Source organism: Phaeovulum sp. W22_SRMD_FR3, assembly GCF_052113705.1.
Classification (GTDB): Bacteria; Pseudomonadota; Alphaproteobacteria; order Rhodobacterales; family Rhodobacteraceae; genus JBGQOG01.
Genome location: NZ_JBGQOG010000012.1, coordinates 60,046 through 86,858 on the forward strand (window position 1 = coordinate 60,046; position 26,813 = coordinate 86,858).

The following is a 26,813-nucleotide window of genomic DNA, read 5'->3' on the forward strand; positions in this document are numbered from 1 at the left end:
TTGGATCACCTCAGGCGATGCGCCGCGCGCGCAGCCGCAGGATCTGAGCCAGCAGCCGCCAGAGCGGCACCGTCCGCGCCATATCGCGCAACATGCCGATATCGCCGCGAATGCCCTGCCAAAGCCCGTATTTCGCGCCCTTCAGCGGGCTTTTCACCCCCGGCCAGCGCACCACGGCAATCCGGGCACCGCTGGTCAATGCCAGCCGGTTTAGGAACACCTCAAAGCCGAATTTCGGAAGTGTTTCCAGCGTCGCCAGCTCCGGCAGGATCAGATCGCGCCGCAGCACCCGCTCGCCCGAGATGTAGTCGAGCCCGATGGCGCGCCAGAGCCAGGGCGCATTGTCGCGCAGGCTGATCGACAGATCCGCCGCCCCCGACAGCACCGGGGCAATCAGCCGCGTCAGATGCAAAGGTGTCAGCCCGGTCAGATCGGCATCGAGCAAAAGCACATGGCTGCCCCGCGCTTCGGCCAGCCCCCGCGCCAAGGCGCGTGTCTTGCCGCCGTTCTGCGGTTGCTGCAGCAGGCGGCCCTGCGGCAGGAACGCCAGCGCCGCCGCAGCCTGCATCACCGTGTCATCGCGTGAGCCATCGTCGATCACCAGCACCTCATCAATCAGCGGATGATCCCGCAGCGCGGCCAGCACGGCGGCGATCCGCGCCCCCTCATTATAGGCGGGGATCAGGCAGGTGAGGGTCGGGCGGGACTCGGGGGTCATGCAGGCTTCCTCAGGAGGAGCAGCGGCGCGGCAGGCACCACCAGACAAGCGCAGCCAAGGCCATCAGCCCCAGCAAGATCAGCGAGCCATGCGCGATATAGCGGTCAACCTGCGGCAACGCATTGCCGAGAAGCACGCCCACCAGCACAAAGCAGAGAGTTTTGGGAAGGCTTCCCAACAGGTTATACAGCCAGAACTTCCCCAGAGGCATCCGCGCCGCCCCCGCCGCCAGCAGCACCGCAAAACCCGCCGAATGGGTCAGCTTGCCAATCAGCAATGTCCGTCCGCCCTTCACCGCGAAATGGTCGGTCAGCCTGTCGCGCCGCGCCACGTCAATCCGCAGCAGCCTTTGCCAGCGATCCGGCAACATCCCGGGTCCGCCACGCCCCAGACCATAGATCAGCGTGTCGCCCGCCAGATCCCCGATCACGCAGATCGTGTAGACCAGCGTCAGGCTGCCACCATTCGCATGCGCGAACCAGGCGGCCAGCACGGTGACAATCGGCCCCTCCAGGATCGACAGCGGAACCAACAGCCAGAGCCCGTAGCTCTGCACCAGATCTTGCAATGTGGCGGGGTCAAACATCGGTCATGCCTTGCAGGGCGGAGGTCTGGGTAAGGTCTGTGCGGCGGGCCATGCCGGGCACATCTGCGGCATGCATCACCGTACCGTGCCACTCAAAGCTGCGGCTGACCAGCGCGCCGATCCAGAGCGCCGGGATCAGCGCATCCCGCAATACCCATGCCGCCAGATCACGGGGCCCGGCAGGCCAACCCGCCCGCCGCGCCAAAAGCCATTCTGCCCCATACCACAGCGCCGCCAACCCGCCGAGAGCCGCCACGGGCAGCCCGGCCGCCGCGCAGAGCCCGACGCCGATGCTCAGGGGCACCAGCGCTCCGGTCAGGGGCTCCAGCGCGAAAAGTGCCGGAAAACCCATCCGCCGCACTTTCGCCCAGCGAAGCTGCCGCTGCCAAACGGCGCGCGATCCGCGCGATCCGATCGGTTGCGCGAAAGGATGGGTGACCAGTTTGACACGCAGCCCCGCCGCGCGGGTGATTTTCGTGGCCGCAACATCTTCGGCCATATCGCGCCCCATGGCGGCCAATCCCCCCGCTGCTTCCAGCAAGGCGCGCGGCCAAAAGAGCACTTTGCCCTGCGCAAAGCCCAGCCCCAGCTGATCCGCCGCCAATTGCCAGCGCGCCTGATAGCTGTTGAGAAAGCCGCATTCCAGGGCCCCCCAGAATCCCTGCGGCCGAAGCCCGGCGGGCGGCGAGGTGACCAGACCGATGCCCGGCCCCATCGCATCCCGTAGTTGCAGCAAAAAATCGTTCGGCAACAGGAGGTTGCTGTCGACCATGGCGATATGGTCATATCGGGCCGCGCTCCACCCCTTGGCAAGGTTGTTCAGCTTGGGATTGGCGCTGATGCGGTCCTCGCCAATCAGGAGCCGCGCCGACACCTGCGGATGCGCGGCGATCAGATGCCGCACCAGCGGCACCACCGGATCATCGGCATCCGCGACACAGAAAATCACCTCATGGGGCAGGCCGGTCAGGGCGAGGCCGGAACCAAGCGTTTCGGCGAGGTTGTTTTCCAGCCCGCAAACGGGGCGCAGCAGCGTGATGCCGGTGATGGCGGGGCGCGGGGTGGGGGGAGCAGGCGGCAGGGGGCGCAACCGCCACCAGACGAGCGCGATGCCGCCCAGATGCAGGGCCAGAACCGACATCAGCAGGATCACCGCGGCGGGGACAAACATGATCACAGGACCAGTTGCAGCGATTGCGGCACCTCGGCCGGGATCGGTCGGGCGGCAGCGGCGGGGGCGGTCACGCCGTTTTCAGTCTGCAACAGCATGAGCCTTCCGGTGAAATCTTCTGCGATCGCCGTGCAATTTTCGACCCAGTCACCGCAATTGGCATAGATCAGCCCGTGGTCGTCATGCAGGGCCGCTTGATGGAAATGCCCGCAAATGATGCCATCCATCGCATGATGGCGCGCTTCGGCGACCAGACGCGCCTGAAAGCCATTGGCGCCGCGCAGGGCCGTATTGATCAGCCGCAGCCCGCGGTCGATGCCGCGCCAGCGCCGCGGCACCGCGCTGTGGCGGGCGAGCAGGTGGTTCACCAGATCTTCAACTCCCCGCAAGAGGTTCTCTGCGTGGCTGCCCAGATGGGACAACACCGGAAGGTGCTTTTCCACCGGATCGCAGCTGTCCCCATGCGTCACCAGATAGCAGCGGCCATCGGCGCCCGTGTGATAGGCATAATCGGCCACGTCGACACCGACAAAATGCCGCCCCGGATGCCGCCGGAAAAAAGCATCGTGATTGCCGGGAATGTAGACCAGACGGTCACCGTCGCGGACGCGGGCCATCAGACGTTGCAAGACCGCGTCATGCGCGGGGGCCCAGCCCGCACCCAAGGGACGCCAGGTGTCGAAAATATCGCCTACCAGATAGGTCACCTCGGCGCTGTGCTGATCCAGAAAGGCCAGTATTTCCGCCGCCTGACAGCCGCGGGCGCCAAGATGCAGATCCGACAGGAAAAGTGCCCGGTGGCGCTGGGGCGCGGGGCCGTGCCCGCCGCCGGGCTGCGACACGGCGCTGCCGGAGGGTGGCGCTGCCGCGGCGCGGCGTTGCGCGGGCAAAAGCCGCCGCCCGTTTTGCTTGGCCCGTGCCAGCACCCGGGCGGGCAGGGGCGGCATCTCGGGCAACCATGTGGCGCATTGCGTCCAGATCCGGCCTGCCGCGCCCGGTCTTCGCGGTGCTGCGGCACGCGGGCTGGCCTGTGGGGCGCTGACGATGCCGGTGTCCGGCGTGATGGCGGGCAGGCGCGTCATCCCCCCCGGCGCTGCGACCTGCCGGTCGGCCGTGGTCAGGGAGGGGCGCGGGATTGGCTTCGCGCTCACCGCTGTTTCGCCCGACATCTGTTGCATCGCCGCCCTCACCTGAATGGAACCCGGTGTTGCACCACCTGAGCTGTGGTCAGCCCAGAAGTAGGGGCGGCATGTGACATATGGCCTACTCAGGCTTTACATATTTGTAAATGTGACGCCTTTCGTCCCCGTTCGCGGGATCGGCTGCCGACATTCGCCCCCGGCGGTGCGGGCCGGTGCGGCCTGCGCACTGGCTTTGGCCGCGCGACGCATGGCGGCGTTTTCGCGGGCGGCGGCCGCACTGCCGGTGTTTCCCCCCGGAACGGCAAACGGCCCGGAATGATCCGGGCCGCGCCATTGGCGATCTGACAGCGTGTCAGCCGAAAACGGTGGTCAATGCACCGTCAATCGCATCGGTGATCTGGTCGATGTCATCCGCCGTGGCGATCAGCGCGGGCGACAGGCAAAGCGTGTTGTTGAACCCCGGCAGCGAGCGGTTGGTGACGCCGATGATCACGCCGCGCTTGCCCGCCTCCATCGCCACCGCCTGCGCGACCTTCTCGTCGACCGGCTCTTTCGTGGCGCGGTCCACCACCAGTTCGGCCCCCTGAAAGAGGCCGATGCCGCGCACATCGCCGATATGCGCATGTTTGTCCTTGAGCGCCATCAGGTTCGCTGTCAGCCGCGCACCCATCGCCAGCGTATTGTCGAGCAGACCCTCGTCCTCGATGATCCGCATGTTTTCCAGCGCCGCCGCCGGGCCCGAGGCACAGCCGCCAAAGGTCGAAATGTCGCGGAAATAGCTCATCGGATCGCTGGGATTGTCTTTGAACATCTCAAACACCGCTTCGGTGGTCACGGTGCAGGAAATCGCGGCATAGCCCGAGGCGACACCCTTGGCCATGGTCACGAAATCGGGTTTCACGCCGTAGTTCTGATAGCCGAACCAGGTGCCGGTGCGGCCCAGGCCACAGACCACCTCGTCAATGTGCAAAAGCACGTTGTATTTCGTGCAGATCTCCTGCACCCGCTCCCAATAGCCCTTCGGCGGGGTGATGACGCCGCCGCCCGCCGTCACCGGCTCAAGGCAGAGGAGGCCAACAGTATCGGGGCCTTCGCGCAGGATCACCTCTTCGATGGCATCGGCAGCGCGGCGGCCATAATCCTCGACATCCCATTGCGCGCGGTATTCAAGGCAATGCGGCACTTCGACAAAGCCGGTGGGGAAGGGGCCATATTGCTCGGCGCGCTGCGGCTGACCGCAGGCGGCCAGCACGCCGAGGGTGGTGCCGTGATAATCGCGCTGCCGATAGAGGATCTTGTTTTTCAGCCCGCCGTGGTGGCGCGCCGAAATCTGCCGCACCATCTTGAAGACTTTCTCATTCGCCTCAGAGCCCGAGTTGGCATAATAGACCCGGCTGAGACCCGGCATTTTCTCCAGCAATTTCAATGCGAAAAGCGAGCCGGGGATCGAGCCCGCGCTTTGGGCGAAATAGTTCATCTTGATCAGCTGGTCGCGCACGGCATTGGCAATGCTTTCGCGGCCATAGCCCACGTTGACCGTCCAGACCCCGCCCGAGACGGCATCCAGATGCTCGCGCCCCGTCGCGTCCCAAACGCGCATCCCCTTGCCCTCGACGATGATCCGCGGATCGGTCGTCTCAAGACCCTTGTGCTGCATCAGGTGGTGCCAGACATGGGCGCGGTCGGCCTCGATGACATGGCGAAGATCGTTGGGAGAAGAGGCGTTCATGGGGGGATCCTGTTGTGAAACGCGGCGCGACGGGCGCAATATACCGCACTGCGCCACGCTTTTCGCCGGAAAACAATTCTGTTTCTTTATCCTCGCAACCTGTTGTTTTATATTGTGCGTGATCGTTGAATTTAGCGGATCGTGAACAACCTGAACGGAGGGGCGATGGAAGTGGACATTGGCGGGCGCTTGCGGGCCCTGCGGCTGGCGCAAAATCTGTCGCAACGCGAACTGGCCAAGCGGGTGGGGGTGCCCAATTCCACCATTTCGCTGATCGAGTCGAACAGCATCAACCCTTCGGTGGGCGCGCTGAAACGCATTCTGGACGGGCTGCCGATCGGGCTGGCGGAATTCTTTGCCTATGAGCCGGAAACCCCGCGCCGGTTCTTTTTCGCCGCCGAAGAGCTGACCGAGATTGGCCGCGGCCTGATCTCTTACCGGCAGGTGGGCGAGGCGCGGGCCGGGCGGCGGCTGCAGATGATGCGCGAGGTCTATCAGCCCGGCGCCGATACCGGCAAGGTGCCGCTGACCCATCAGGGCGAGGAGGCGGGGATCATCCTCTCGGGACGGCTGGAAGTGACGGTCGAGGAGGTGCGCAAGATCCTTGGTCCCGGCGATGCCTATCTGTTTGAGAGCCATCTGCCGCATCGTTTCCGCGCGGTGGGCGCCGAGCCCTGCCATGTGGTCAGCGCCTGCACACCGCCGAGTTTCTGAGCCCGCCGGGGGCGCAAAAGGGGCGTTGCCGCGGCGTTGATCCGGGCTTGCACCTGCGCGGAGCGGCATCACCTGACGCCGGACTGGGGGAGGGGCGCGGGGGGGGGGGGGCCGCAGGCCCGAAGTGAGGGATGGCGCCCGTTCTTCCGGGCACGCCGCCCTCCCATAGCTGCGGGTTGCGGCAGGGAAATGACAAAAGCCTCTCCCCTTTCGGCAGCACCCGCGCTATGCCTCGGGGGGATTGCCTCAGACAGCATCCTGCGGGCAGGGGGCAGACCGACGGTTCCTGCACATCTGCCACGGAGCCCGCGGCACGCCGTCGGCAGCGCAGGGCAAAGGCCGCAGTCTGGCGCCAGGAACAGGAGTAACCGCGATGCAGCCTCCCACCTCCTCCGCGCTCGCGCCGCTGCGGAACCGGCTCTATCTGAGCTATTTCTTCACCGGATTGATGGCGAATTTCGGCTGGCTGATCCAGCTGGTGGGCGCGTCCTGGCTGATGACCTCGATCGGCGGCTCTCCCGAGATGGTGGGGTTGGTGCAAACCTCGCTGGCGGTGCCGATCATGCTGTTCTCACTGTTGGCGGGGGCGATGGCCGACAGTTTCGGGCGGCGGACGATGGTGCTGTGGTCGCAGAGCTTTTTGCTCATCGTCTCGACCACCCTCGCGGTTTTTGCCTATCTCGACATGGTGACGCCCTGGACGCTTTTGGCCTTCACCTTCCTGATTGGCAGTGGCAAGGCGCTGAACAACCCCGCCTGGCAAACCATGGTCCGCGAATTGGTGGTGCCCGCCGAAATGCCCGCGGCCATCTCTCTCAACTCGGTCGGGTTCAACATTGCCCGCAGCGTAGGCCCGGCCCTCGGCGGTGCGATTGTGGCGGCCGTTGGTGCGTTCGCGGCCTTTGTCATCAACGCGCTGAGCAATGTCGGGATGATTGTGGTGATGGCGCGCTGGCGGTTTGAAAGCCCGCCGCGCAATCTGCCGCCCGAGCCGGTGGGCGCTGCCATGCTGGCAGGCATCCGCTATGTCGCGATGTCACCGCATCTGCTGGCGGTGATGCTGCGCGCGGCCGCCTTCAACTTTGCGGCGATTTCGGTGATGGCGCTGATGCCGCTGATCGCGCGCGATCTGGTGCAGGGCGGGGCCGAGATCTATGGGCTTTTGCTCGGGTCCTTTGGTGTCGGAGCCATTCTCGGGGCCATGCTGGGTGGGCGGTTGCGGGCCGCGCTGTCGCTCGAAGGGCTGGCGCGGGTGGGCTTTTTGTCCTTTGCCGCTGCGACGGTGGTGATCGGGCTCAGCGGCAATGTCTATCTGACGCTGGCGGCTTGCGCCGCGGCAGGGGCCAGCTGGCTGCTGACGCTTTCAACCTTCAACACCACCGTGCAGCTTTCCTCGCCGCGCTGGGTGGGCAGCCGCAGTCAGGCGCTCTACCAGACCGCCTCCTTTGGCGGCAATGCGCTTGGCAGCTGGGTCTGGGGCAGCCTTGCGGCCAGCCACGGGAATGCGGAATCGCTGTTCATCTCGGCCGCGGCGCTGGTTGCGGGCGCGGCGCTGGGGCTGATCTTTGCGCTGCGCGAGCTGGACAGTTCCGGTCTCGATCAGCACAGCCGCTGGAACGTCCCCAAGATGGCACTGGACATCTTGCCGCGCAGCGGTCCGATCCTGACCACGCAGGAATATGTCATCCGCGAAGAGGATGTGACCGAGTTCCTCTCGGTGATGGCCGAGCGGCGGCGCGGGCGGATGCGGGACGGGGCGCGGCAATGGCTGCTCGCCCGGGACATCGAGAACCCGCAGCTGTGGATTGAGCGCTACAAGACCGCGACCTGGGTCGAGACGCAGCGCCACCACGAACGCCGCACCCTGGCCGATGCCGCGATCACCGACCGGCTGCGCGCACTGCATCAGGGCGACGGCCTTCCCAAGATGCGGCATCTGTTGGTGCGGCAGACCGGTTGGTCTGCGGCGCAGAACGTGCTGGGAGCGGATGGCTTTTCGCCTTGAGCGGCTGCGGCGGTTGCGGCTTGTGCAAAAAGCGAGGCGCCGCCTGCGCCCCGCTTTTTGTCGTTTTCCGCGCCTTTTGGAAGCTCAGTTGATGTGCAGGGGCGCCAAGGCGCGCGACAGGCTGGCCTCGCCTTGCCCATAGATCGCAGGGTCATAATTGCTGAGCGTGTCTTCTCTGGCGGTGTTCAGCAATTGATTGGTAATCTGCGTCGGCGTCGCACCATTGAATTTGCTGGCCAAAATGGCCGCATAGCCACTGACGATCGGCGCCGCAAAGGAGGTGCCGTACATGCCGGTATCGCTGCTGTCGACGCCCACCACCAGAAACTGGCTTTGCACCGTCGGATTGCTGCCGGCAAAGTTTGAATAACTGGCCATGCTGGCTGGGGCCGTGACCGAGCCATTGTCACTCAGCGCGCCGACGAAAATAGCCGATTGGGTGCCGACCAGCGCCAGATCAAGGTAATCCTGCGTCCCGCGCCGGGTGCCCTGATCGACGGCAACACTGTCGTTCCCGGCGGCTTTGGCGATCACGGCCTGCCCGTTTCGGGCGTAATTGATGATCGAGACTTCCTGCGCACTCCAGGCGATCTGGTCCGCCGTATAGCCGGTGGTGCCATACATGCCATAGCTCAGATTCAGGATGTTCAGACGCTTTTTGGCGAGTTTGACCGTGGTTCCGGTGTGGAAATCCCGTGCGGTCATCGTTGCCTTTGGCGCAACCATATGCGCCTCCAACGATGTCCACTGACCATGGCGCAGGTTTTTGAGGCCGAGGCCCAGATTGCCGTAAAAGCGCGAAGAGCTCTTGAAGTCATCGACAACCGTGATGGTGGCGCCTTTGCCTGTGAAGCCCGCCGCCCATGCCCCCGCGATGTCTTCGTGCATCCAGTTGCGCACAGGTTGCGCCGCGGCGACGCGCTGAATGCTTGTGCTCAGGCTGCTTTCAAGATCCACCGCCCCCGCCGCTTCGGCGGTGGTTTGCACTGCCTGCGCCGAAGCTGCAGTGAGCAGACAGGTCAATAGGGCAGCAACGCTCAAAGTGGTGCGGGTCATGGTTCACCCTCCCTGCAAACATGTACGGATCGTTTTTAGAAGCGCAGCACGTATTTTATGCTCGACGACAGGTAATCGTTCGGACGCTTGTCTATCAAATACCGGAGCGTATCTTGCGGGGCAAGAAATGACGCGGCTAACCGACAGTTAACGGCGACAATGCCGCCGATGGTGCCATAATCCGCGACGCAGGCCTTTTCACGCAAACGCCCGCCCAGAATCGCTGATCCGCTCCAGGTGATCGTCGAGGATCTTGACGTATTTACCTGATATATAAAGCCTATCTTAAAAGATGGGTCGATGGCGAACCGCCGACCCCAGCTGCCCGTGGACAGCCCCCAGGTTATGGCTAATTCGTTGTTTACCTCTGTCATAAAATCCAGCCGCAGGTTGCGCCATTCGGGCTGATAAAGATCGTGGAAGTTGAAATAATTGCCGTCCGACAGCTCATATCCACCGCGGGACATCTGGCGCAGCGTTGAAAGTTGGGCCGATTCTTTCGACAGGTTGATCCAATGCGACTGTGCCCAGAATTCACCGGCCTGTGGCGCGGCGGGCCAAAGCCCGAGGAAACCCAGCGTGACAAGACCGGCCCGCAGCGCCTCAGTCCACAGGGTCTTGCCGCGGGTGCGCCGCTTTGGCAGCTGCGGGGCCCGGCAGGGGGACGCACCGAGGCTCATCGCGCCCCGCCGCCTCCGATTGCCAGATTGCGATCCCACACCCCCACACCTTTGATCCTGTTCAGAGCCGACCTGCGGTGAACATAGGGGGTAACCGGTGAAGGCTTGGTTGATTGCAGCCGCTTTCCCGCGGCGTTCGGGGGGCATGCCGCACCTTTGCCGGGCAGCACTGCGCCTCAGGTCTGCCCAACCGGGCGGCGATCTGCCCAATTGCGCGGCGTTTCAGGAACGTGGTCCTGCATCCGCGAACCGGGTTGCGGCGTCGCAGAAAAAACCCTCGCCTTCGCGGTCCATCGCCGTCATATCAGAAGAAGCAGCGGATTTACCCTCTGCGGGATCCAAGGGGACCCGATGACGGCACGCCAACCGACCGATCCGCACCTAAACCCGAGACCGGGCCGCGCGATGCCGATGGGTTTTCGGCGGTCGGCGACTGGCCCGGACATTCAGGGACGCGGCCACCCGATTTGCCCGCCCGGCAGGGCGTTTGCGTGAAAGCGACGAGGCCCCGGATGCGCGCTGATCTTCGCCCCATCTGCGCTGTTTCGGGCCGCGCACCGGCCGCGCCCGCACGGCGATCTGCCCGCAGGCGGAACAAGAACACCGGCCCGGTCGTTGCCACTTACCAGTTCACCCAGAAAAGGAGATACGATGCGGATTAAATTGGGTTGCCGTTTTCGGCTCCAACTGCCACAGCCGACCCCACTGATCGCGGTGCTGAATGTGCATTATTCCCGCGCAGGCGATCTGGAGCATCCCGATCATCTGGCCACGAACCCCCGGGTGCCGATGCGCGGCTACCGCGACAGTTTCGGCAATTGGTGCACCCGGATGGTGGCGCCGGCGGGTGAATTCATCCTGAGCAGCGACGCGATCATCGCGGATTCCGGGCTGACGGATCCGGTGCCGCCGACGGGGGGCGAAACCGCCGTTGAGGCACTGCCGGATGAGGCGATCCCGTTTCTGCTGGGCAGCCGCTATTGCGACACCGACATGCTCTCCAACGAGGCCTGGCGCCTGTTTCAGGACACGGCACCGGGCGGCGCGCGGGTGCAGGCGATCTGCGACTTCGTGCACAATCACATCAAATTCGGCTATGAGCACGCGCGCGCCACCCGCAATGCTTCGCAGGCCTATGCCGAGGCAAAAGGCGTCTGCCGGGATTACACGCATCTCGCCATCACTTTCTGCCGCTGCATGAACATTCCCGCGCGCTACTGCACCGGCTATCTCGGCGATATCGGGACGCCGAAACCCTGGGCCGCCGGTGATTTCGCCGCCTGGATGGAGGTCTACCTTGACGGCGCCTGGTGGACATTTGACCCGCGCAACAATGTGCCGCGGATCGGCAGGATTCTGGTGGCCCGGGGACGCGATGCGGCTGATGTGCCGCTGATGATGTCCTTTGGTGCCAACACCCTGACCGAGTTTGAAGTGTGGACCGACGAAATCGCATGAGCCTTGCGCGGTGACACGATCCTGGCCCTTCGGAGGCGGGGACGTGTCACCGCGACGCGGTCTCAGGCTGTGGCCTCGGCCTTCCGCCGTCCGGCATTCCATCGTCAAAGTGTCACGTCGGTCACAGACATGTCGTCATCATCAATCTACAACCGATTGCTTTACATAATCATCATTATTGGCATACCTTGCACAAGCCGCTGCAGGACGCTGTGCGCGGGAAATGCCGTTCCTCAGGGTAAATCGGGCCATTCCACCGGCCCACGCAACTGTTCATAGGCCCGAGCCAGCGACATCACCCGGAGGTCGGCAAACCGGGGACCGATGATCTGAAGCCCGATCGGCATCCCGCTGCGCGAGAAGCCGCAGTTCAGCGACGCCGCGGGCTGCTCGCCCATGTTCCACGGCACGGTGAAACAAATATGCTCGAACGGCCGCGCCGGGTCATTGCTTGGCGAAGGCCAGTCAGCCGGGTAGCTCACATCCGGATTGACCGGTGAGAGGATCGCATCAAACCCCTCGAAGGCTGCGGCGCAGGCGCGGCGCATCGCAAAGGTCTGATCGAAGCCCGCCGCCACCTGCTCCGGGCGGGCTTTGGCGCCAGCCCGCGCCCAGTCGAGAATATAGGGCAGAATGCGGGCGCGCTGCGCATCGCTCACGCCGGACATCAGGCCCCAGAACCGCGCACGCCAGGCAAGATCAAGCCCATCGAGCATCTCACGCGTAAGGACGGGTTTGATCGGCACGATCGTCGCGCCCAGTTCGGCAAAGACCGCCGCCGCCTGCGCGACGGCCGCCAGCACTTCGGGGTCCGCCGCGGTGCCGCAACCTGCATCCAGCATCAGACCGATCCTCAGGCCCCGCACCCCGGCCATTTCGGCGCCCCCGGGTCCCGTTCCCGCCCAATCCAGCGCTTCATAGGCCAATGCGGTCGCGTCGCGCGCGTCGGGCCGGGTGATGCAGGCCATCAGCAGCGCCGCATCATCCACCGTGCGCGTCATCGGCCCCGCCACGCGGCCGGTGTAATAGGGATCAATCGGCACCCGCCCCTGCGAGGGTTTCAGACCAAAAAGGCCGGTCCAGCCCGCCGGAAGCCGGATGGAGCCGCCAATATCCGTACCGATGTGCAGCGGACCATAGCCGCCCGCCGCCGCCGCAGCCGCCCCGGCCGACGAGCCGCCGGGGTTCTGACTCAGGTTCCACGGGTTGCGGCTCAGCGGGTGAAAGCTCGACAGCCCCGAACTCAGCATCCCGTAATCCGGACAGGTTGTTTTGGCGAAAATGATCGCGCCATCCTCGCGCAGGCGTGCCGCGGTCGGCGCATCTGCCGCGGCAGGCACCAGCGCCACCGCCGCCGTGCCCATCGGCACAGGATCCCCCTTGGTGGCGATCAGCTCCTTGACCGTCACCGGCATGCCGTCCAGCGGCCCCAAGGGCCTGTCCCGCATCCAACGGGCTTCGGATGCCTTCGCGGCCTCCATCGCCTCCTCGGGACGATAGGCATAAAGCGCCGAAAGCCGAGGCTCGCGCGCGTCGATCCGGGCCGTCAGGGCCTGCATATAGTCCACCGGAGACAGCCGCTTTTGCGCAAAGGCGGTCAGGGTCTCGCGCGCCGTGAGGGCCAAAATATCGCTCATGCTCAAATCCCCTGGTTCAATCTTGGCCTGATGCGTGCCGCGCGTGCCGGTCGGCGGGTGATTGCGGCCAGCCGGCACAGGGCCAAAAGCGCGGCCCCGCACGACGATCTGCGGCTCCACAGTGCCGGTATCATCGCGCGGTGGCCAACGCTTTTTGCGGCACCGATGGCCTCCTGTTTCAAAAGTGACCATGTCCCGCCGCTTGTGCACGGGTTTTGCCCGGCGGGCGCAGGGCGCAACCGCCGCCATCCCACGTGTTACTGGCGCGGTTGTGCCGGGAACGGTCTCAACTCGCCTGTTGATCTTTGCACCCTGCCCCGTCTATCTGCCCGCATCTCCCCTCCCCGCGGCGCCCGCCGCGCAGTCAAAGGCGTAACCGGCATGACCCCAGAGTATCTCGTCACCCATTCCGGGGGCTTTCATGCGGATGAAGTGCTCTCGACCGTCATTCTCACGCGGCTCTTCCCGCAGGCACAGATCATCCGCAGCCGCGCGCCGGAATGGATCACCCCCGCTCAAGACCGCATCATCTATGACGTGGGCGGCGCTTATGACGCCGAGACGCGGATCTTTGACCACCATCAGCGTGGCGCGCCCCTGCGCGAGGATGGCCAGCCGCTCAGCTCCTTCGGGCTGATCTGGCGGCATTTTGGCCGCGATTATCTGGCGGCCTTTGGCGTGCCCGAAGCGCATATCGAGACGGTGCATGGCTCGTTTGACGGCGGTTTCGTGCTGCCCGTCGATCTGGTGGACAATGGCGCGCTCAGCCCTTCGGCGGCGGGGCTCCTGTCCGGCATGACGCTGCCCGGCCTGTTGGAAACCCTGAAACCGGTGTTCGACGACACCGACCCCGAGGCGGAAGACCGTGGCTTTGGCACCGCCGTCACCATCGCGCGCGCCTTTGTCGAGGCGCGGATCGCCCGCTCTGCCGCCAAGCTGCGCGCCGAAGGCATGGTGCAGGCGGCGATTGCGGCGGCGGGCGACGGCCATGTGCTCGACCTGCCGATGGGCATGCCCTTCCGCCCGGCGGTGGTCAAAGCGGGCGCCGATCACCTCCTCTTTGTGATCACCCCGCGCGGCAGCGAATGGACTTTGGGCGGCATCCGCCGCGCAGATGAAGGTTTCGAGCTGCGCGCCGATCTGCCCCGCGCCTGGGCCGGGCTGACCAATGAGGCGCTGGAGGCGGCCTCGGGCGTGAAGGGCGCGAGTTTTTGCCACAACGGCCGCTTCATCGCCGCCGCCAAAACCCGCGAGGCGATTGTGGCCATGGCGGAAATTGCGGTGCGCGAGGCTTTGGCAGAAGCCGCCGCCACCGCGTGACCTGTCGGGCCGGGCGGCAGCGCCCCCGGCCCGAAACCTTCAATCCAGCGCAGCAGGGCCGATGCTGGGGTAGAGATCGCCCGGCCCGGGGTTTTCCGGGGCCGAGGTGCCGCCGAGGTGGTTCACGATCCCCCAAACCGCGTTCAGCGCGGTCTGCACCGCCCCCTCGACCCAGGCCGGGGTCCAGCTGATCCCATCCCCCGCGAGGAAAATCCCCCGCTCGCGCGCGGGCATCTCGCTTTGCATGAAATGCCCGTACATCCGGTGGTTATAGCGGTAATGCCCCGGCAGCGCGCCTTTGAACGCGCCGAGGAAATTCTGATCGGTCTCCCAGCTCACACAGATCGGATTGCCGCGGATATGGCTTGCCACATCCACCGTCGGATAGATCTTGGCCAAAGCCGAGAGTGCCAGCTCCACCCGCTTTTCCGCGTCATGCGGCAGCACTTTCAGCGCATCGGTCATCCAGGAATAGGAGAGACAGATCACCGCCGGACGCTCGGGGCCATTGTCAAAGAAATAGGTGCCGCGGGTGATCCGGTCGGTCAGCGTCATCGACATCAGCGGGCGGCCCGTCTCGGTGTCAATGTCATTCCAGAAGGGCCGGTCCACCATCACAAAGGTTTTCGCCGCCTGCATATAGCGGGTGCGGTCCAGCGCCATCCACAGCTTTTGGTCGAACAGATCCTCGTCGGTGTTGATCGAGGTGGTCAAGAGATGGCTCTGACAGGTGACGAGCACCGCCTGATAAAGATCGCTGCGCCCCCAACGGTCGGTCACCCGGATCAGCCCGGTTTCCGCGTCGCGCGCAATCGCCACCGCCCGCCCCCGCGTCGCCCCGTCATTGAGCTTGGCGAGCGAAGTGCCCTCGGGCCAATGCGCGCAGGGCGCGGCCAGCCGCCAGAGCCGGTGCAGAACATTCTCGACCCCGCCCTTGATATAGCATTGTGCATCATCAAGGCCGCAGAGGTTGACCCGTAAGATTTCCAGCATCGAATTGGGGAAATCGCTGTCCCAGCCGCCGGTGCCAAAGCCCACCTGACCAAACACCTCGCGGTGGCGGAAGCTGAGCGCGCGGAACGCCTCGGACGCGGTGATGAAATCGTAAAACGTCCGCTCATCCCAGGCGGCCAACAGGGGGTCCCAGAGTTCCTTGACCCGCGCCGCATCGCGCGCCTTCATCGCCGCCTGCAACTCGCTGAATTGCGCCCCCTCCTCCAGCGCGGCGGCATAGGCCTCGGCCACCTCGCGGTACAGGTCGGGCAGATCGGCCAGCGTGCGGGCAAAGAGCGTTTCGCCTTCCAGATCGATGACGGTCGAACCTGCGGCGGGGGTCAGCGGATTGGGAAAGGGCTCCGCCTCACAGCCCACCAGATCGACGTAATGGTAAAACCCCCGCGACGAGACCGGGAAGCGCATACCGCCAAGCTCGGCGATCACATCCTCGGTCCCCTCGAAGGTCTCCGAGCGCAGACGGCCGCCGAATTTGCCGGATTCATAGAGGATCGGCCGCAGGCCCAGCTTCATCAGCTCATGCCCGGCAACCACCCCCGCCGCCCCGGCGCCGATGATGGCCACTTCCGCCCCCTGTTGCGCGGCGGGCAGCCTGCCCAGACCCGCCGGATGGCGCAGCCAATCCTCATAAGCAAAGGGAAAATCGGGGCCAAAGGCAGAGAGCTGCATCGGGGTCGTACTCCAAAATTCACAGGCGCCACAGCGCCGCTTTCCGGGTTGGACCGGAGGCCGCCGCGTGGCATGGTCGGGCCTCGGGCCCAGGGGGAACTCAATCGTGAAACTCGCGCTGTCGCAAGCACTCCCGGTCGATGGACGGATTGATGCCGCCTTTGACCGGATCGAACAAGCCCTGACTGCCGCCGCCGCCGCCGGCGCGCGTCTGCTGGTGGTGCCGGAACTGTTCCTGCCGGGGTACAACCGCCCCGATCTGCATGCCACCCTGGCGCAGCCGCGCGATGGGGAATGGCTGCAGCGCCTGCAGGCGATGACGCAGAACATTGGCTGCGGTCTGGTCTTTGGCTGGGCGGAACGGGCCGACGGCAAAGTCTATAACGTCGCCAGTGCCTTGGGGCCGGATGGCCGGTTTCTGGCGCACTACCGCAAGATCCAGCTTTTTGGCGCGATGGAGCGCGAGAGTTTCGCGCGGGGCACCGAAGCGCCACCGGTCTTTGACCTCGATGGCCGCCGCTTTGGCCTGCTCATCTGCTATGACGTGGAATTTCCCGGCCATGTTGCCGCTCTGGCCGCGCGTGGGGCAGAGATTTTGCTGGTGCCGACCGCCAATCCGCTGGGCTATGAGCATGTGCAGCGCGCCCTGATCCCCGCGCGCGCGCATGAAAGCCGCCTGATCATCGCCTATGCCAATTACACCGGCAGCGAGGCGGGGCTGACCTTTGGCGGCCGCTCGCTGATCGTGGGTCCGGATGCAGAACCCTTGGCGCAGGCGGGGCTGGCGGAAGCCCTCATGATCGTTGATCTACCGCCGCTTGGCGCTTGGCCGGACACAGCCCATTCGGCGCAGGCGGCAGAATATCTGCCGACCCGCTGAGGGGGAGCAGGGGCACACCCCTGCAGACCGGTCACACGCCCAGACGATCGCGCAGCGCATACCACCAGGCGCCGATCATCGTATAGGGCACCCGGCAGAGCCGCCCGCCCGGGAACGGATACCACGGGATCGCCGCGAAAGTGTCAAAGCGCGCGGTATCGCCATGCACCGCCTCGGCCAATATCCTGCCGAACATATGCGAGCCGGTGATGCCATGGCCGCTGTAGCCCTGCGCGAAATAGACATTGCGCCCCAGCCGCCCCATCTGCGGCACCCGGCTGAAGGACAAAGCGAATTGCCCGCTCCAGACATGGTCCACCTTGATCTGAGCCAGTTCGGGGAAAACCTCGGCCATATTGCGCCGCAACATCCCCTCGATATCGCGCGGATCGCCGCCGCCATAGCCGACACCGCCGCCGAAAATCAGCCGTTTGTCGGCCGAGAGCCGGAAGTAGTCCAGAATGTAGCGCATATCCTCGACGCAGGCATCCGAGGGCAGCACGGCCTGCGCCTGCGCCTCGGTCAGGGGGGCGGTGGCCATCATCTGGCTGGAAACCGGCATCACCCGGCGCGACAATTGCGGCGAAACCCCACCCAGATAGGCATTGCCGCAGAGCACCAGCTTGTCACAGGTAACACTGCCCTGTGCCGTGCGCACCACTGGCCGGGTGGCCTCGGTGTCCACCGAGAGCACGGGCGAATGTTCATGGATCACACCCCCCTGCCCCTCAAACGCCGCCGCCTCCCCCAACGCGAGGTTCAGCGGGTGCATATGCCCGCCCCGGTGGTCGATCATGCCGCCGATATAGCGGTCGCTGCCGATATGGCCGCGCATCGCCTGCCGGTCCAGAAGCTCAAGGTTTTCCATGCCATAGCGGCGCCAGAGGGTCTGCATCGCCTCCAGATCGCGCAGATGCGGGGCGGTGATCGCGGCAAAGACATTGCCCGGCTTGATGTCGCATTGGATGTCATAGCGCGCCACCCGCTCGCGGATGATATCGCCGCCCTCGAGCACCAGCCCGGCGACGAAAGCCTGCGTCGCATCGCCGTAGCGTGCGCCGATCTTGGCAAGGCTGGCGTTCAGCCCGTTGACGATCTGCCCGCCATTGCGCCCCGAGGCCCCCCAGCCGACCTGCGCCCCCTCGATCAGCACCACGCGGTGGCCCTTTTCCGCCAGATGCAGCGCGGTGGACAGGCCGGAATAGCCCGCACCCACCACGCAAACCTCGGTATCAACCGGCCCCTGCAGCGGTGGACGGTGCGGCGCCGCATGGGCGGTCGCGGCGTAATAGCTTTGCGGGTAGGCCCCGTCGCCCGGATAGATCGGTGCTGGCATCATACGGCCTCCAGATAGCTGTGGTATTCAAAATCAGTGACATGCCGGGTGAAGCGGCGCAATTCCTGCTGCTTGCATTGCACGAACATCCGCTGCAACCGCCGGGAATAGATGTCGCCGATCAGCGGGCCGCGGGCAAAGGCCTCGATCGCGCTGGCCCAGTCATAGGGCAGATGCCCCAGATCCTGCGTATAGGCATCGCCGGTGATCGGCTCCGCCGGGGTCCAGCCGCGCTCAATCCCCAAGAGCGCGCCGCCCAGAACCGAGGCGAGCACCAGATAGGGGTTGGCATCGGCCCCCGCCACGCGGTGTTCGATCCGGCGCGCCTTCGGGCTGCCGCCGGGAATCCGGATCGCCGTCGTGCGGTTCTCATAACCCCAGGCCACCGATGAGGGCGCATGCGCCCCCGGCAGCAGGCGGCGGAATGAGTTTTCATGCGGCGCAAAGACCAGTGCGTTTTCCTGCATGGTGCCGAGCAACCCCGCCACGGCATTGCGCAACAGGTCGGTGCCCTCGGGGCCACCGTTGTCAAAGACATTGCGCCCCTCGGCATCCACCAGCGAGAAATGCACATGCATCCCGCTGCCCGCGCGGTCGCCGTAAGGTTTGGCCATGAAGGTGGCGGCAAAGCCGTGTTTGCGGGCGATCCCCCGCACCAACCGCTTGAAGAGCACCGCATCATCCGCCGCCTCCATCGGGTCAGCGACATGGCGAAAGTTGATCTCAAACTGGCCCGCACCGTTCTCCGAGATCGCCGCATCCGCCGGGATCCCCTGCGCGCGGCAGGCATCATAGACCTCGTTCAGATAGGCGTCGAAATGCTGCAAATCATCCAGCGACAGCGCGCCATCGGAATCCAGCCGCTTGCCGGTGACCGGCGAGCGGGGCGGCTGGGGCGCGGCCTCGCTCGGATCGCAGACGTAAAACTCCAGCTCGGTCGCCACCACCGGCGTCAGCCCCAGTGCCTTGTACCGGGCCACAACCTCGGCCAAGGCGCGGCGCGGATCGCCCGCAAACGGCGTGCCATCCTCTTGCCGCATCCAGAGCTGCGCAAAGGCCGCGGGGCGCGACGTCCAATCCACCGGGATCAGCGAGCGGCCGGTGAAATCGCACAGGCCATCGGCATCGCCGGTGTCAAAGACCAGATCGTTGCCCTCGATATCCTCGCCCCAGATGTCCATGCCCAAGAGCGACAGCGGCATCCGCAACTCTCCCCCCACGATCTTGTCGATCTGATCCACCGGCACCCTTTTGCCGCGCATGACCCCGTTCAAATCGCAGATGCAGGCAAAGATCGTTTCAATCTCCGGCCGCTCGACCAGCCACTCAGTCGCTTTGGCCTTGTCCATGGAAGTCACCGTCCGATCAAAAATGTGATAGCGTTTTTATTTATGTGATAGAGATAGCGCTTGAGTCAAGCCGGACCAGCGGTTACCCGATCCCCGACTGCCCAGCCGAGGTGCCCATGAGCCAGATCCCCGAGATTGCCCGCGCCGATTGGATGACGACGCAGGATTACGCCTATGCCCGCCTGCGCCATGCGATCCTGTTGGGGGCATTGCGGCCAGGCACGGCGTTGACCTTTCGGGGCCTCGCGCAGCGCCTGTCGCTCAGCCCCACGCCGATCCGCGAGGCGATGCGGCGGCTTTCCTCGGAAAACGCGATCGAGGTTCTGGGGAACCGGCGCTTGCAGGTGCCGCTGATGACACTGGCCCGCTTTGAAGAGCTGGTGCAGTTGCGGATCACATTGGAAACCCATGCTGCGGAGCGGGCTTTTCCCTATGTGTCAGAGATGGAAATTGCCGCGCTGACCGCGCTCGACACCGAGATGGACGCGGCGATTGAGGCGCGCGATCTGGATGCGCTGACCCAGTTGAATCAGGCCTTTCACAAGCGGCTCTACAGCCTCAATCCTCAGGCGCCGGTGATGCCCCTGATCGAAAGCCTCTGGCTGCAGCTCGGCCCCTTTCAGCGGCAGGTGATCGAGCATATTGACAGCATCAATGTGATCGACCGGCACAAGGAAATGCTGGCCGCGATGCGCGCGCGCGACCTGGCGGCGCTGCTGGCCGCCCTTGAGGGCGACATCCGTGACGGGTCGATCCGCGCGGGCCGCCAGATGCTGCTGCGGGCCGCGCAGATCCCCGACTGACACGCGGACCGGCAGCGGCGGCGGTCACCCCAAGAATAATGTGATAGCGTTTTACGCGACGACGCCAGGTAGATCGAGACGTCACTCGGGCGCCACGCGCCGCCACGCCAGCCCGGCGCCACGGCGTGATCCTTGGGGCAAAACGCCGGGCACCCTGCCCCTCACGCCCCCCTTGGGGGCATTTACGCGCGGGATTCGGCGCCGCCACATCCTGTCATGACTTTTATATATAGTTTTTTCCGAAGAAGACCTTGAGGCTGCCGTTGAGCGGGACCGCCCGCGCGGCGCCTAACGGCCTGCGGGAGAGCATTGTTCGTACTTGGTCCATGACATCATAATTATAGATAGTTTATCAGGTTAACCCGGCTGTCCTGAATATTTATCAATAGTTGATCATCCCCCGCCAGGAGCCGCAGATGTCCCCCCGCCCCGTTCACGCTGCCGACCTCTATTCCCTCCCCCTGATGGACCTGCTCTTTCGCGCCCAAAGCGTGCACCGCCAGCATTTTGACCCCAACAGCGTGCAATGCTCGAAGCTTCTCTCGATCAAAACCGGCGGCTGCCCGGAGGATTGTGCCTATTGCTCGCAATCGGCGCGCAACGGCTCGGATCTTGGCGCCTCGAAGCTGATGGAGGTGGAGCGGGTGCTGGCCGAGGCGCGCCGTGCCAAAGCCGCCGGGGCGACGCGCTATTGCATGGGGGCCGCCTGGCGCTCGCCGAAAGAGCGCGACATGCCCGCCGTGCTGGCCATGGTGCAGGGGGTCAAGGACCTCGGGCTGGAGACCTGCATGACCTTGGGGATGCTGGACAGCGATCAGGCGCTGCGGCTGAAGGCGGCGGGGCTTGATTATTACAACCACAACATCGACACCTCCGAGCGCTATTATGCGGAAGTCATCACCACCCGCAGCTTTCAGGACCGGCTGGAGACGCTGGCGCGGGTGCGCGCGGCGGGCATTCATGTCTGCGCCGGGGGCATCGTCGGCATGGGCGAGACGGCGGCGGACCGGATGGCGATGCTCGACACTTTGGCCGGGCTGCCGGACGCGCCGGAATCGGTGCCGATCAACATGCTGATGCCGATGGCGGGCACGCCGCTGGCCGACACGCCGCCGCTCGACCCGATCGAGTTTGTGCGCACCATCGCCACCGCGCGGATCCTGATGCCCACCTCTTATGTCCGCCTTTCTGCCGGGCGTTCGGAAATGAGCGATGAATTGCAGGCTTTGTGCTTCTTTGCCGGGGCGAATTCGATCTTTGTCGGTGACAAACTGCTGACCGCAGGCAATCCCGATGAGGACAAGGACGCGCGCCTGTTCGCCAAACTCGGTCTCAGGGCAGAAATGCTGGCCGAGGCGGCGCCCGCCCCCGATCACGCAGCCGAGCCGGAACATGGCTGCGCCTGCGCCGGTGGCTGCGCGGTGTGAGGCCGGAAATGACGGCCTTTCCCCGCCATGCCGAGGCCCTAGCGGCCCTGTCGCAGCGCGGCCGCTTGCGGCAGCTGCATCCCGCGAATGGCATCGACTTCGCCTCGAATGATTATCTCGGCCTGGCCCGCTCGCGCATTTTGCAGGCTGCCGCATCCGAAGCTCTGGCACGCGGGGTGCCGGTGGGCGCGGGCGGCTCGCGTCTGTTGCGCGGCACCCACCCGGAGCATGAGGCGCTGGAGGCGGAAGCGGCTGCCTTCTTTGGCAGCGCGGCTGCGCTCTATATGGGCGGCGGCTTTCAGGCCAATCAGGCGCTGTTCGCCAGCCTGCCGATGCAGGGCGATCTGGTGCTGCATGACGTGCTGATCCATGCCAGCGCGCATGAGGGGATACGGCTGGGCCGCGCCGATGCGCAGGCTTTCCGGCACAACGATGTGGCCCATGCCGAAGACCTCTTGCGCGACTGGCGGCGGGCGGGCGGCAAGGGGCGGGTCTGGCTTGCGGTGGAAAGCATCTATTCGATGGAGGGCGACCGCGCGCCGCTGGAGGATCTTGCCGCCCTCGCCCGCGCGCATGAGGCGGTGCTGGTGGTGGATGAGGCGCATGCCACCGGGGTGCACGGGCCGGGCGGGCGCGGGCTGGCCCGGCAGGGCGATCTGGCGCTGATCACCCTGCACACCTGCGGCAAGGGCCTTGGGGCTTCGGGCGCGCTGATCTGCGCCGAGCGGGTGGTGATTGACACGCTGGTGACCAAGGCGCGGCCGTTTCTGTTTGCCACTGCGCCCGCGCCGCTCAGTGCGGCCATCGTACGTGCCAGCCTGCGCGCGCTCAACGATCATCCGGAGCTGCAAAAAGCGGCCGCCGCACGCATCGCCCATGCGCAGGCCGAAGCCGCGCGGCTGTGCGGCCTTGGGCCGTTCGGGAGCCAGATCCTGCCGGTGATCATCGGCGCCGACCACGCTGCCCTGTCGCTGGCGGGGGCGCTGCAGGCACGCGGCTTTGACGTGCGCGCCATCCGGCCGCCCACCGTGCCGCGCGGCACCGCCCGGCTGCGCATCTCGGTCACCGGCGGGGTGACTGCCGCCCAGATCACGGGGCTGATGCAGGCCCTGTCGACATTGCAAGGAGAGGCCCGATGAAGCGGAACGCGGTTGTCGTTGCTGGAACCGATACCGAGATCGGCAAAACGGTGTTTGCTGCCGGGCTCACCGCCGCGCTCGGCGCGCGGTATTGGAAACCCGTGCAGGCGGGGCTGGAGGGCGAGAGCGACAGCGAGACCGTCGCCCGCCTCTCGGGCTGCGCGGTCCTGCCCGAGGCCTACCGGCTGCCCCTGCCCGCCTCGCCGCACCGTGCCGCGGCCGCTGCGGGGATCGAGATCGATCCCGCGCGGCTGCATCCACCAGAGGTTTCCGGCCCACTGGTGATCGAGGGCAGCGGCGGTCTGATGGTGCCGCTGACCCGCCGCCTGCTCTATCTCGACGTGATCGCGGAGTGGAAGCTGCCGGTCATTCTGGCCTGCCGCACGGCACTCGGCACCATCAACCACAGCCTGCTCTCACTGGCGGCGCTGCGGGCGCGGGCGGTTCCGCTGCTGGGGCTGGTTTTTCTGGGCGATGAGGTCGCCGACACGCAAGAGATCATCTGCGAGATGGGTCAGGTGGCCAGCCTCGGGCGGCTGCCGCGCCTGGATCCGCTGACGCCCGAGGGCCTGCGGGCGGCCTTTGCGCAGATCGACCTCGCCCGCATCCGGGGGGTGCTGTGATGCTCAGCGACCGCGCCTTTGATGCCGCCCATCTCTGGCATCCCTATGCCGGCATGACCACGCCCGGCCCCGTGCATGAGGTGGCCGAGGCGGAGGGGGTCTGGCTGACGCTCCGCGACGGCACAAGGATGATTGACGCCATGTCCTCCTGGTGGTGCGCGGCGCATGGCCACCGGCACCCGGCACTGGTGGCCGCGATGACCGCACAGCTGCAACGCCTGCCGCATGTGATGTTCGGCGGGTTGACGCATGGCCCGGCAATTGACCTGGGGCGCAAACTGCTGGCCCTGCTGCCCGAGGGGCTGAACCGCATCTTTTACGCCGACAGCGGCTCAGTTGCCGTTGAGGTGGCGCTGAAGATGGCGCTGCAGGCGCAGGTGGCGCGGGGGCATCCGGGCCGCACCCGGTTTGCCAGCGTGCGCGGCGGCTATCACGGCGACACCTGGAAAGCGATGAGCCTTTGCGACCCCGAGACGGGTATGCATGGCCATTTCGGTTCGGCACTGGCCCCGCAGATATTTGTCCCCGCACCGCCGGTTCGCTTCGGCGATGCCTGGCCCGAAGACCCCGAGCGGAACGGCCTCGCGGCGGTCGCCGATCTCTTTGGCCGGCAGCACGATCAGATTGCCGCCTTCATTCTTGAACCGGTGGTGCAGGGTGCGGGCGGCATGCGCTTTTATCACCCCGCCTATCTGCGGGGGCTGCGCGATTTGTGCGACCAGCATGGCATCCTGCTGATCCTTGACGAGATCGCGACCGGCTTTGGCCGCACCGGCCGCATGTTCGCGATGGAGCACGCGGCGGTGGTCCCCGACATCCTCTGCCTCGGCAAAGCGCTCACCGGTGGCATGATGAGCTTTGCCGCCACCATCGCCACAACCGCCGTGGCGCAGGCAATCTCGACCGGCAGTCCCGGCGTACTGATGCACGGCCCCACCTTCATGGCCAATCCGCTGGCCTGCGCCGCCGCCGCCGCCAGCCTCGACCTGCTGGCCATGGGCGAATGGCCGGCACAGGTTGCCGCGATTGAGACCCAACTGTCCGCAGCCCTCGCCCCGGCCCGTGCCCTGCCCGGCGTCGCCGATGTCCGCATCCTTGGCGCAATCGGCGTAATCGAGATGCGCCAGCCGCTTGATGCACCCCACGTGCACGCCCATGCGCGCCATTCGGGCGTGTTCCTGCGGCCTTTCGGGCGGCTCCTCTACACGATGCCGCCCTATATCACCACGCCGGACGAGCTGAGCCTGATTACGCAGACCATGCTCGAGATCGCGGGATGGCACCAATGAAGCAGCGATGGTTGCGCCGCGCAGGCGCCCCCGATCTGATCATCCTGTGCACCGGCTGGGCCGTCGGTGCCGCGCCTTTCGCCGCCCTGCAGGGCGCTGCCGATCTTCTGCTCCTGTCGGATTACCGGGAGCTGAGCACCCCGGAAATCCCGCAGGCCGCATACCGGCGCGTCAGCCTCGTTGCCTATTCCTTCGGTGTCGCCGCCGCCTGTCATCTGGCCGCCGATTGCCCCCCCCTGGCGCGCAAAGTGGCGATCAGCGGCACGGCGACGCCCCTGAATGCCACCACCGGCATCCCACCGGCGGTGTTTCATCAAACCGAGCGCCATCTGAGCACCTCCGGCCTGCGCGCCTTTGCCCGCCGTGCGGAATGCGCGGTGGAGGAGCCCGCCGATCTGGACGCCCTGCGCGCCGAATTGCGGGCGGTGGCGGCGCGGCCCGCCGCGTCACCGCCCGCCTTTGACCGCATCTGGCTTGGATCGCGCGACCGCATCTTTCCGCCCGAAAATCTGGCCCTTGCGTGGCAGGATCAGGCTGCGCGTGTCCGTTGGCGCGATTGCGGACACAACCCGATGCCCGGTTTTCGCCACTGGGACGAGGTCCTCGCATGAGCGGTTTGACCCAGCGGGTGGCGCGCAGCTTTGGCCGCAGTGCTCCGAGTTATGATGCCGCTGCGACAGCGCAAAAGGCGATTGCCGCGGAAGTCTTCGGGCGGCTCATGGCGCATCGGGGCCCAGAGCCCCTGCCCCGGGTGCTGGAGGCGGGGTATGGTTCGGGCCATTTCACCCGCCATTTGCTGCGCTTACCGATAGGGACGCTCTGGCTGAACGACCTCGCGTCACCGCCGCTGGCCGCCTGTCCGCAGGCCGTTTACCTGCCCGGCGACATCCGGTCAGCGGTTCTGCCCGCCGATCTTGATCTGGTGGCCTCCACCTCCATGATCCAATGGCTGCCAGACCCAAAAGCCACCCTTGCGCATCTGGGGCGGGCGGTTCGGCCCGGAGGCTGGATGGCCATCTCCGGCTTTGGCCCCGGTCATTTTCCGGAATTGCGCCAGTTGGGCAGCGCGGCCGCGGCCCCTTCGTGTCTGAGCGCGGCGGCATTGGCCGCACTGCTGCCGCCCGGATGGCAGCTGCGCGAGGCGCGGGATTTCACCCGGCAGCTGTGGTTTTCCACGCCGATGCAGGTTCTGCAGCATCTGCGGGCGACGGGGGTGAACGGCTGCGCCCGCAGGTGCTGGAGCCGAGCCGCGCTGAATGCATTTTGCGCAGGCTACAGCGCAGCATTCGGCACTGCAGAGGGCGTGCCGCTGACCTATTGCCCCACAGTGATCATCGCGCAAAAGCGTTAGTTCAGCCGCGACAGGTGCCGCTCAAGAATGCTGGTTGCCATGCGCGGATCCTTGCGCCGGATCGCCGCCATCAGCGCATGGTGATCGGGATCGATCCGGGGACGCCAGCGGTCTTTGTAATGCACCAGGATGTAGCGCGCGGCCAGCAATTGCAGGTTCGCAATCTCTTCCAGCAAACGCGGCATGGCACAGCCTGCCATTGTCGCCATGTGAAAGGCGCGGTTGGCGGCCTCCCAGTCAAAGATGTTCTCGCAGGCATCACAGTGCCGCCGCGCCTCTTCGGCGGCGCCAATCTGCGCCGGGGTCAGCTGCGGCACCGAATGCATGAGCGCCACCGGCTCCAGCGCAAGACGCATCACCTTCACCTCGCGCTGCGCATCGGGATCAAGCGGCGCCACCCGCACCCCGTGGCGTGGTTTGCTGACGGCCAAACCCTTGGCGACCAATCGCAAAAACGCCTCGCGCACGGGGACATGGCTGACCCGGAACTCCTCCGCAATATGATCCTGCCGCAGCTTTTCGCCCGGCAAAAAACCGCCCCGGATGATCCGGTAGCTCAGATCCTCAGCGATTTTCTCCGGTGAAAGGCTACGGCCCTCGGTCATGTCTGGCGCGCGCCCCGCGATACTATCTATAATCCACCCTATAGCGCAAAGCGGCCACGGGCGGCAAGACGGGCCGGGCCCGGAGCGCCAACGCAGCGCGTTGGCCGCCGCT

The 26,813-nt window shown here is 65.7% G+C and carries 24 protein-coding genes; 12 read left to right on the forward strand and 12 right to left on the reverse strand.

Features of this window, described 5'->3' with window-relative positions:
• Positions 1–10: 10 nt before the first annotated feature.
• The 5 genes from ACEN2S_RS15130 to ACEN2S_RS15150 form a co-directional block, all read right to left on the reverse strand.
• Positions 11–718, reverse strand: coding sequence for a glycosyltransferase family 2 protein (locus ACEN2S_RS15130; protein WP_441867278.1), 708 nt, complete (start codon positions 716–718; stop codon positions 11–13).
• Positions 719–728: 10 nt separating this feature from the next.
• Positions 729–1,304 (reverse strand): DedA family protein, encoded by a 576-nt coding sequence (locus ACEN2S_RS15135; protein ID WP_441867281.1) that lies wholly within the window; start codon positions 1,302–1,304, stop codon positions 729–731.
• Positions 1,297–2,475, reverse strand: coding sequence for a glycosyltransferase (locus tag ACEN2S_RS15140; RefSeq protein ID WP_441867284.1), 1,179 nt, complete (start codon positions 2,473–2,475; stop codon positions 1,297–1,299). The genes ACEN2S_RS15135 and ACEN2S_RS15140 overlap by 8 nt, the downstream gene beginning before the upstream one ends.
• 2 nt (positions 2,476–2,477) lie before the next feature.
• Positions 2,478–3,653, reverse strand: a complete 1,176-nt coding sequence (locus ACEN2S_RS15145; RefSeq protein ID WP_441867287.1) for a UDP-2,3-diacylglucosamine diphosphatase — start codon at positions 3,651–3,653, stop codon at positions 2,478–2,480.
• Positions 3,654–3,969: 316 nt separating this feature from the next.
• Entirely contained in the window at positions 3,970–5,346 is a 1,377-nt protein-coding gene (locus ACEN2S_RS15150) for an aminotransferase family protein (protein WP_441867289.1), read from the reverse strand.
• A gap of 165 nt (positions 5,347–5,511) precedes the next feature.
• Here ACEN2S_RS15150 and ACEN2S_RS15155 point away from each other — a divergent pair, with 165 nt between their 5' ends.
• Both ACEN2S_RS15155 and ACEN2S_RS15160 read left to right on the forward strand, forming a co-directional pair.
• Positions 5,512–6,060 carry a cupin domain-containing protein gene (locus ACEN2S_RS15155; RefSeq protein WP_441867292.1) on the forward strand — a complete coding sequence of 183 codons (549 nt, stop codon included), beginning with the start codon at positions 5,512–5,514 and terminating at the stop codon, positions 6,058–6,060.
• Between the two features lie 373 nt (positions 6,061–6,433).
• The gene (locus tag ACEN2S_RS15160; protein ID WP_441867294.1) at positions 6,434–8,065 is read left to right on the forward strand and encodes an MFS transporter; all 1,632 of its coding nucleotides are present in this window, start codon (positions 6,434–6,436) and stop codon (positions 8,063–8,065) included.
• Between the two features lie 84 nt (positions 8,066–8,149).
• Here ACEN2S_RS15160 and ACEN2S_RS15165 read toward each other — a convergent pair whose 3' ends face one another.
• Together ACEN2S_RS15165 and ACEN2S_RS15170 are read right to left on the reverse strand one after the other, a co-directional pair.
• Positions 8,150–9,121, reverse strand: coding sequence for a S8 family serine peptidase (locus ACEN2S_RS15165; protein WP_441867297.1), 972 nt, complete (start codon positions 9,119–9,121; stop codon positions 8,150–8,152).
• 35 nt (positions 9,122–9,156) lie between these two features.
• Positions 9,157–9,801, reverse strand: a complete 645-nt coding sequence (locus tag ACEN2S_RS15170; protein WP_441867300.1) for a hypothetical protein — start codon at positions 9,799–9,801, stop codon at positions 9,157–9,159.
• A 651-nt stretch (positions 9,802–10,452) separates the two neighbouring features.
• Between ACEN2S_RS15170 and ACEN2S_RS15175 the strand changes: the two genes are divergently transcribed.
• Positions 10,453–11,259: a transglutaminase-like domain-containing protein gene (locus ACEN2S_RS15175; RefSeq protein ID WP_441867302.1), complete on the forward strand. Its 807-nt coding sequence runs from the start codon at positions 10,453–10,455 to the stop codon at positions 11,257–11,259.
• A gap of 233 nt (positions 11,260–11,492) precedes the next feature.
• Here ACEN2S_RS15175 and ACEN2S_RS15180 read toward each other — a convergent pair whose 3' ends face one another.
• Complete coding sequence (locus ACEN2S_RS15180) at positions 11,493–12,896, reverse strand: amidase (protein ID WP_441867305.1); 1,404 nt, start codon at positions 12,894–12,896, stop codon at positions 11,493–11,495.
• Between the two features lie 381 nt (positions 12,897–13,277).
• Here ACEN2S_RS15180 and ACEN2S_RS15185 point away from each other — a divergent pair, with 381 nt between their 5' ends.
• Positions 13,278–14,216, forward strand: a complete 939-nt coding sequence (locus tag ACEN2S_RS15185; protein ID WP_441867307.1) for an MYG1 family protein — start codon at positions 13,278–13,280, stop codon at positions 14,214–14,216.
• A 39-nt stretch (positions 14,217–14,255) separates the two neighbouring features.
• On the opposite strand, the gene ACEN2S_RS15190 is transcribed toward ACEN2S_RS15185, so the two are convergent.
• Positions 14,256–15,899 carry a flavin monoamine oxidase family protein gene (locus ACEN2S_RS15190; RefSeq protein ID WP_441867309.1) on the reverse strand — a complete coding sequence of 548 codons (1,644 nt, stop codon included), beginning with the start codon at positions 15,897–15,899 and terminating at the stop codon, positions 14,256–14,258.
• 106 nt (positions 15,900–16,005) lie between these two features.
• On the opposite strand from ACEN2S_RS15190, the gene ACEN2S_RS15195 reads away from it, so the two are divergent.
• The gene (locus tag ACEN2S_RS15195; protein ID WP_441867312.1) at positions 16,006–16,779 is read left to right on the forward strand and encodes a carbon-nitrogen hydrolase family protein; all 774 of its coding nucleotides are present in this window, start codon (positions 16,006–16,008) and stop codon (positions 16,777–16,779) included.
• 31 nt (positions 16,780–16,810) lie between these two features.
• Here ACEN2S_RS15195 and ACEN2S_RS15200 read toward each other — a convergent pair whose 3' ends face one another.
• Positions 16,811–18,115, reverse strand: a complete 1,305-nt coding sequence (locus ACEN2S_RS15200; protein WP_441867314.1) for an NAD(P)/FAD-dependent oxidoreductase — start codon at positions 18,113–18,115, stop codon at positions 16,811–16,813.
• Entirely contained in the window at positions 18,115–19,464 is a 1,350-nt protein-coding gene (locus ACEN2S_RS15205; RefSeq protein ID WP_441867316.1) for a glutamine synthetase family protein, read from the reverse strand. The genes ACEN2S_RS15200 and ACEN2S_RS15205 overlap by 1 nt, the downstream gene beginning before the upstream one ends.
• A 116-nt stretch (positions 19,465–19,580) precedes the next feature.
• Between ACEN2S_RS15205 and ACEN2S_RS15210 the strand changes: the two genes are divergently transcribed.
• The 7 genes from ACEN2S_RS15210 (at position 19,581) to ACEN2S_RS15240 (ending at position 26,096) form a co-directional block, all read left to right on the forward strand.
• Positions 19,581–20,267, forward strand: a complete 687-nt coding sequence (locus ACEN2S_RS15210; RefSeq protein ID WP_441867319.1) for a GntR family transcriptional regulator — start codon at positions 19,581–19,583, stop codon at positions 20,265–20,267.
• Positions 20,268–20,683: 416 nt separating this feature from the next.
• On the forward strand, positions 20,684–21,694 hold the full coding sequence (bioB, locus tag ACEN2S_RS15215) for a biotin synthase BioB (RefSeq protein ID WP_441867322.1): 1,011 nt from the start codon (positions 20,684–20,686) through the stop codon (positions 21,692–21,694).
• 8 nt (positions 21,695–21,702) lie between these two features.
• A complete protein-coding gene (locus tag ACEN2S_RS15220) occupies positions 21,703–22,833 on the forward strand; it encodes an 8-amino-7-oxononanoate synthase (RefSeq protein ID WP_441867325.1) in 1,131 nt (376 codons plus the stop codon).
• Positions 22,830–23,456 carry a dethiobiotin synthase gene (gene bioD / locus ACEN2S_RS15225; protein ID WP_441867328.1) on the forward strand — a complete coding sequence of 209 codons (627 nt, stop codon included), beginning with the start codon at positions 22,830–22,832 and terminating at the stop codon, positions 23,454–23,456. The genes ACEN2S_RS15220 and bioD overlap by 4 nt, the downstream gene beginning before the upstream one ends.
• On the forward strand, positions 23,456–24,745 hold the full coding sequence (bioA, locus tag ACEN2S_RS15230; protein WP_441867331.1) for an adenosylmethionine--8-amino-7-oxononanoate transaminase: 1,290 nt from the start codon (positions 23,456–23,458) through the stop codon (positions 24,743–24,745). Before bioD ends, bioA begins: the two co-directional genes overlap by 1 nt.
• Positions 24,742–25,356, forward strand: coding sequence for a pimeloyl-ACP methyl esterase BioG family protein (locus ACEN2S_RS15235; protein ID WP_441867334.1), 615 nt, complete (start codon positions 24,742–24,744; stop codon positions 25,354–25,356). The genes bioA and ACEN2S_RS15235 overlap by 4 nt, the downstream gene beginning before the upstream one ends.
• Positions 25,353–26,096, forward strand: coding sequence for a methyltransferase domain-containing protein (locus tag ACEN2S_RS15240; RefSeq protein ID WP_441867337.1), 744 nt, complete (start codon positions 25,353–25,355; stop codon positions 26,094–26,096). Before ACEN2S_RS15235 ends, ACEN2S_RS15240 begins: the two co-directional genes overlap by 4 nt.
• Here ACEN2S_RS15240 and ACEN2S_RS15245 read toward each other — a convergent pair.
• Positions 26,093–26,701 (reverse strand): GntR family transcriptional regulator, encoded by a 609-nt coding sequence (locus tag ACEN2S_RS15245; protein ID WP_441867340.1) that lies wholly within the window; start codon positions 26,699–26,701, stop codon positions 26,093–26,095. The genes ACEN2S_RS15240 and ACEN2S_RS15245 overlap by 4 nt on opposite strands.
• Between the last annotated feature and the right edge of the window lie 112 nt (positions 26,702–26,813).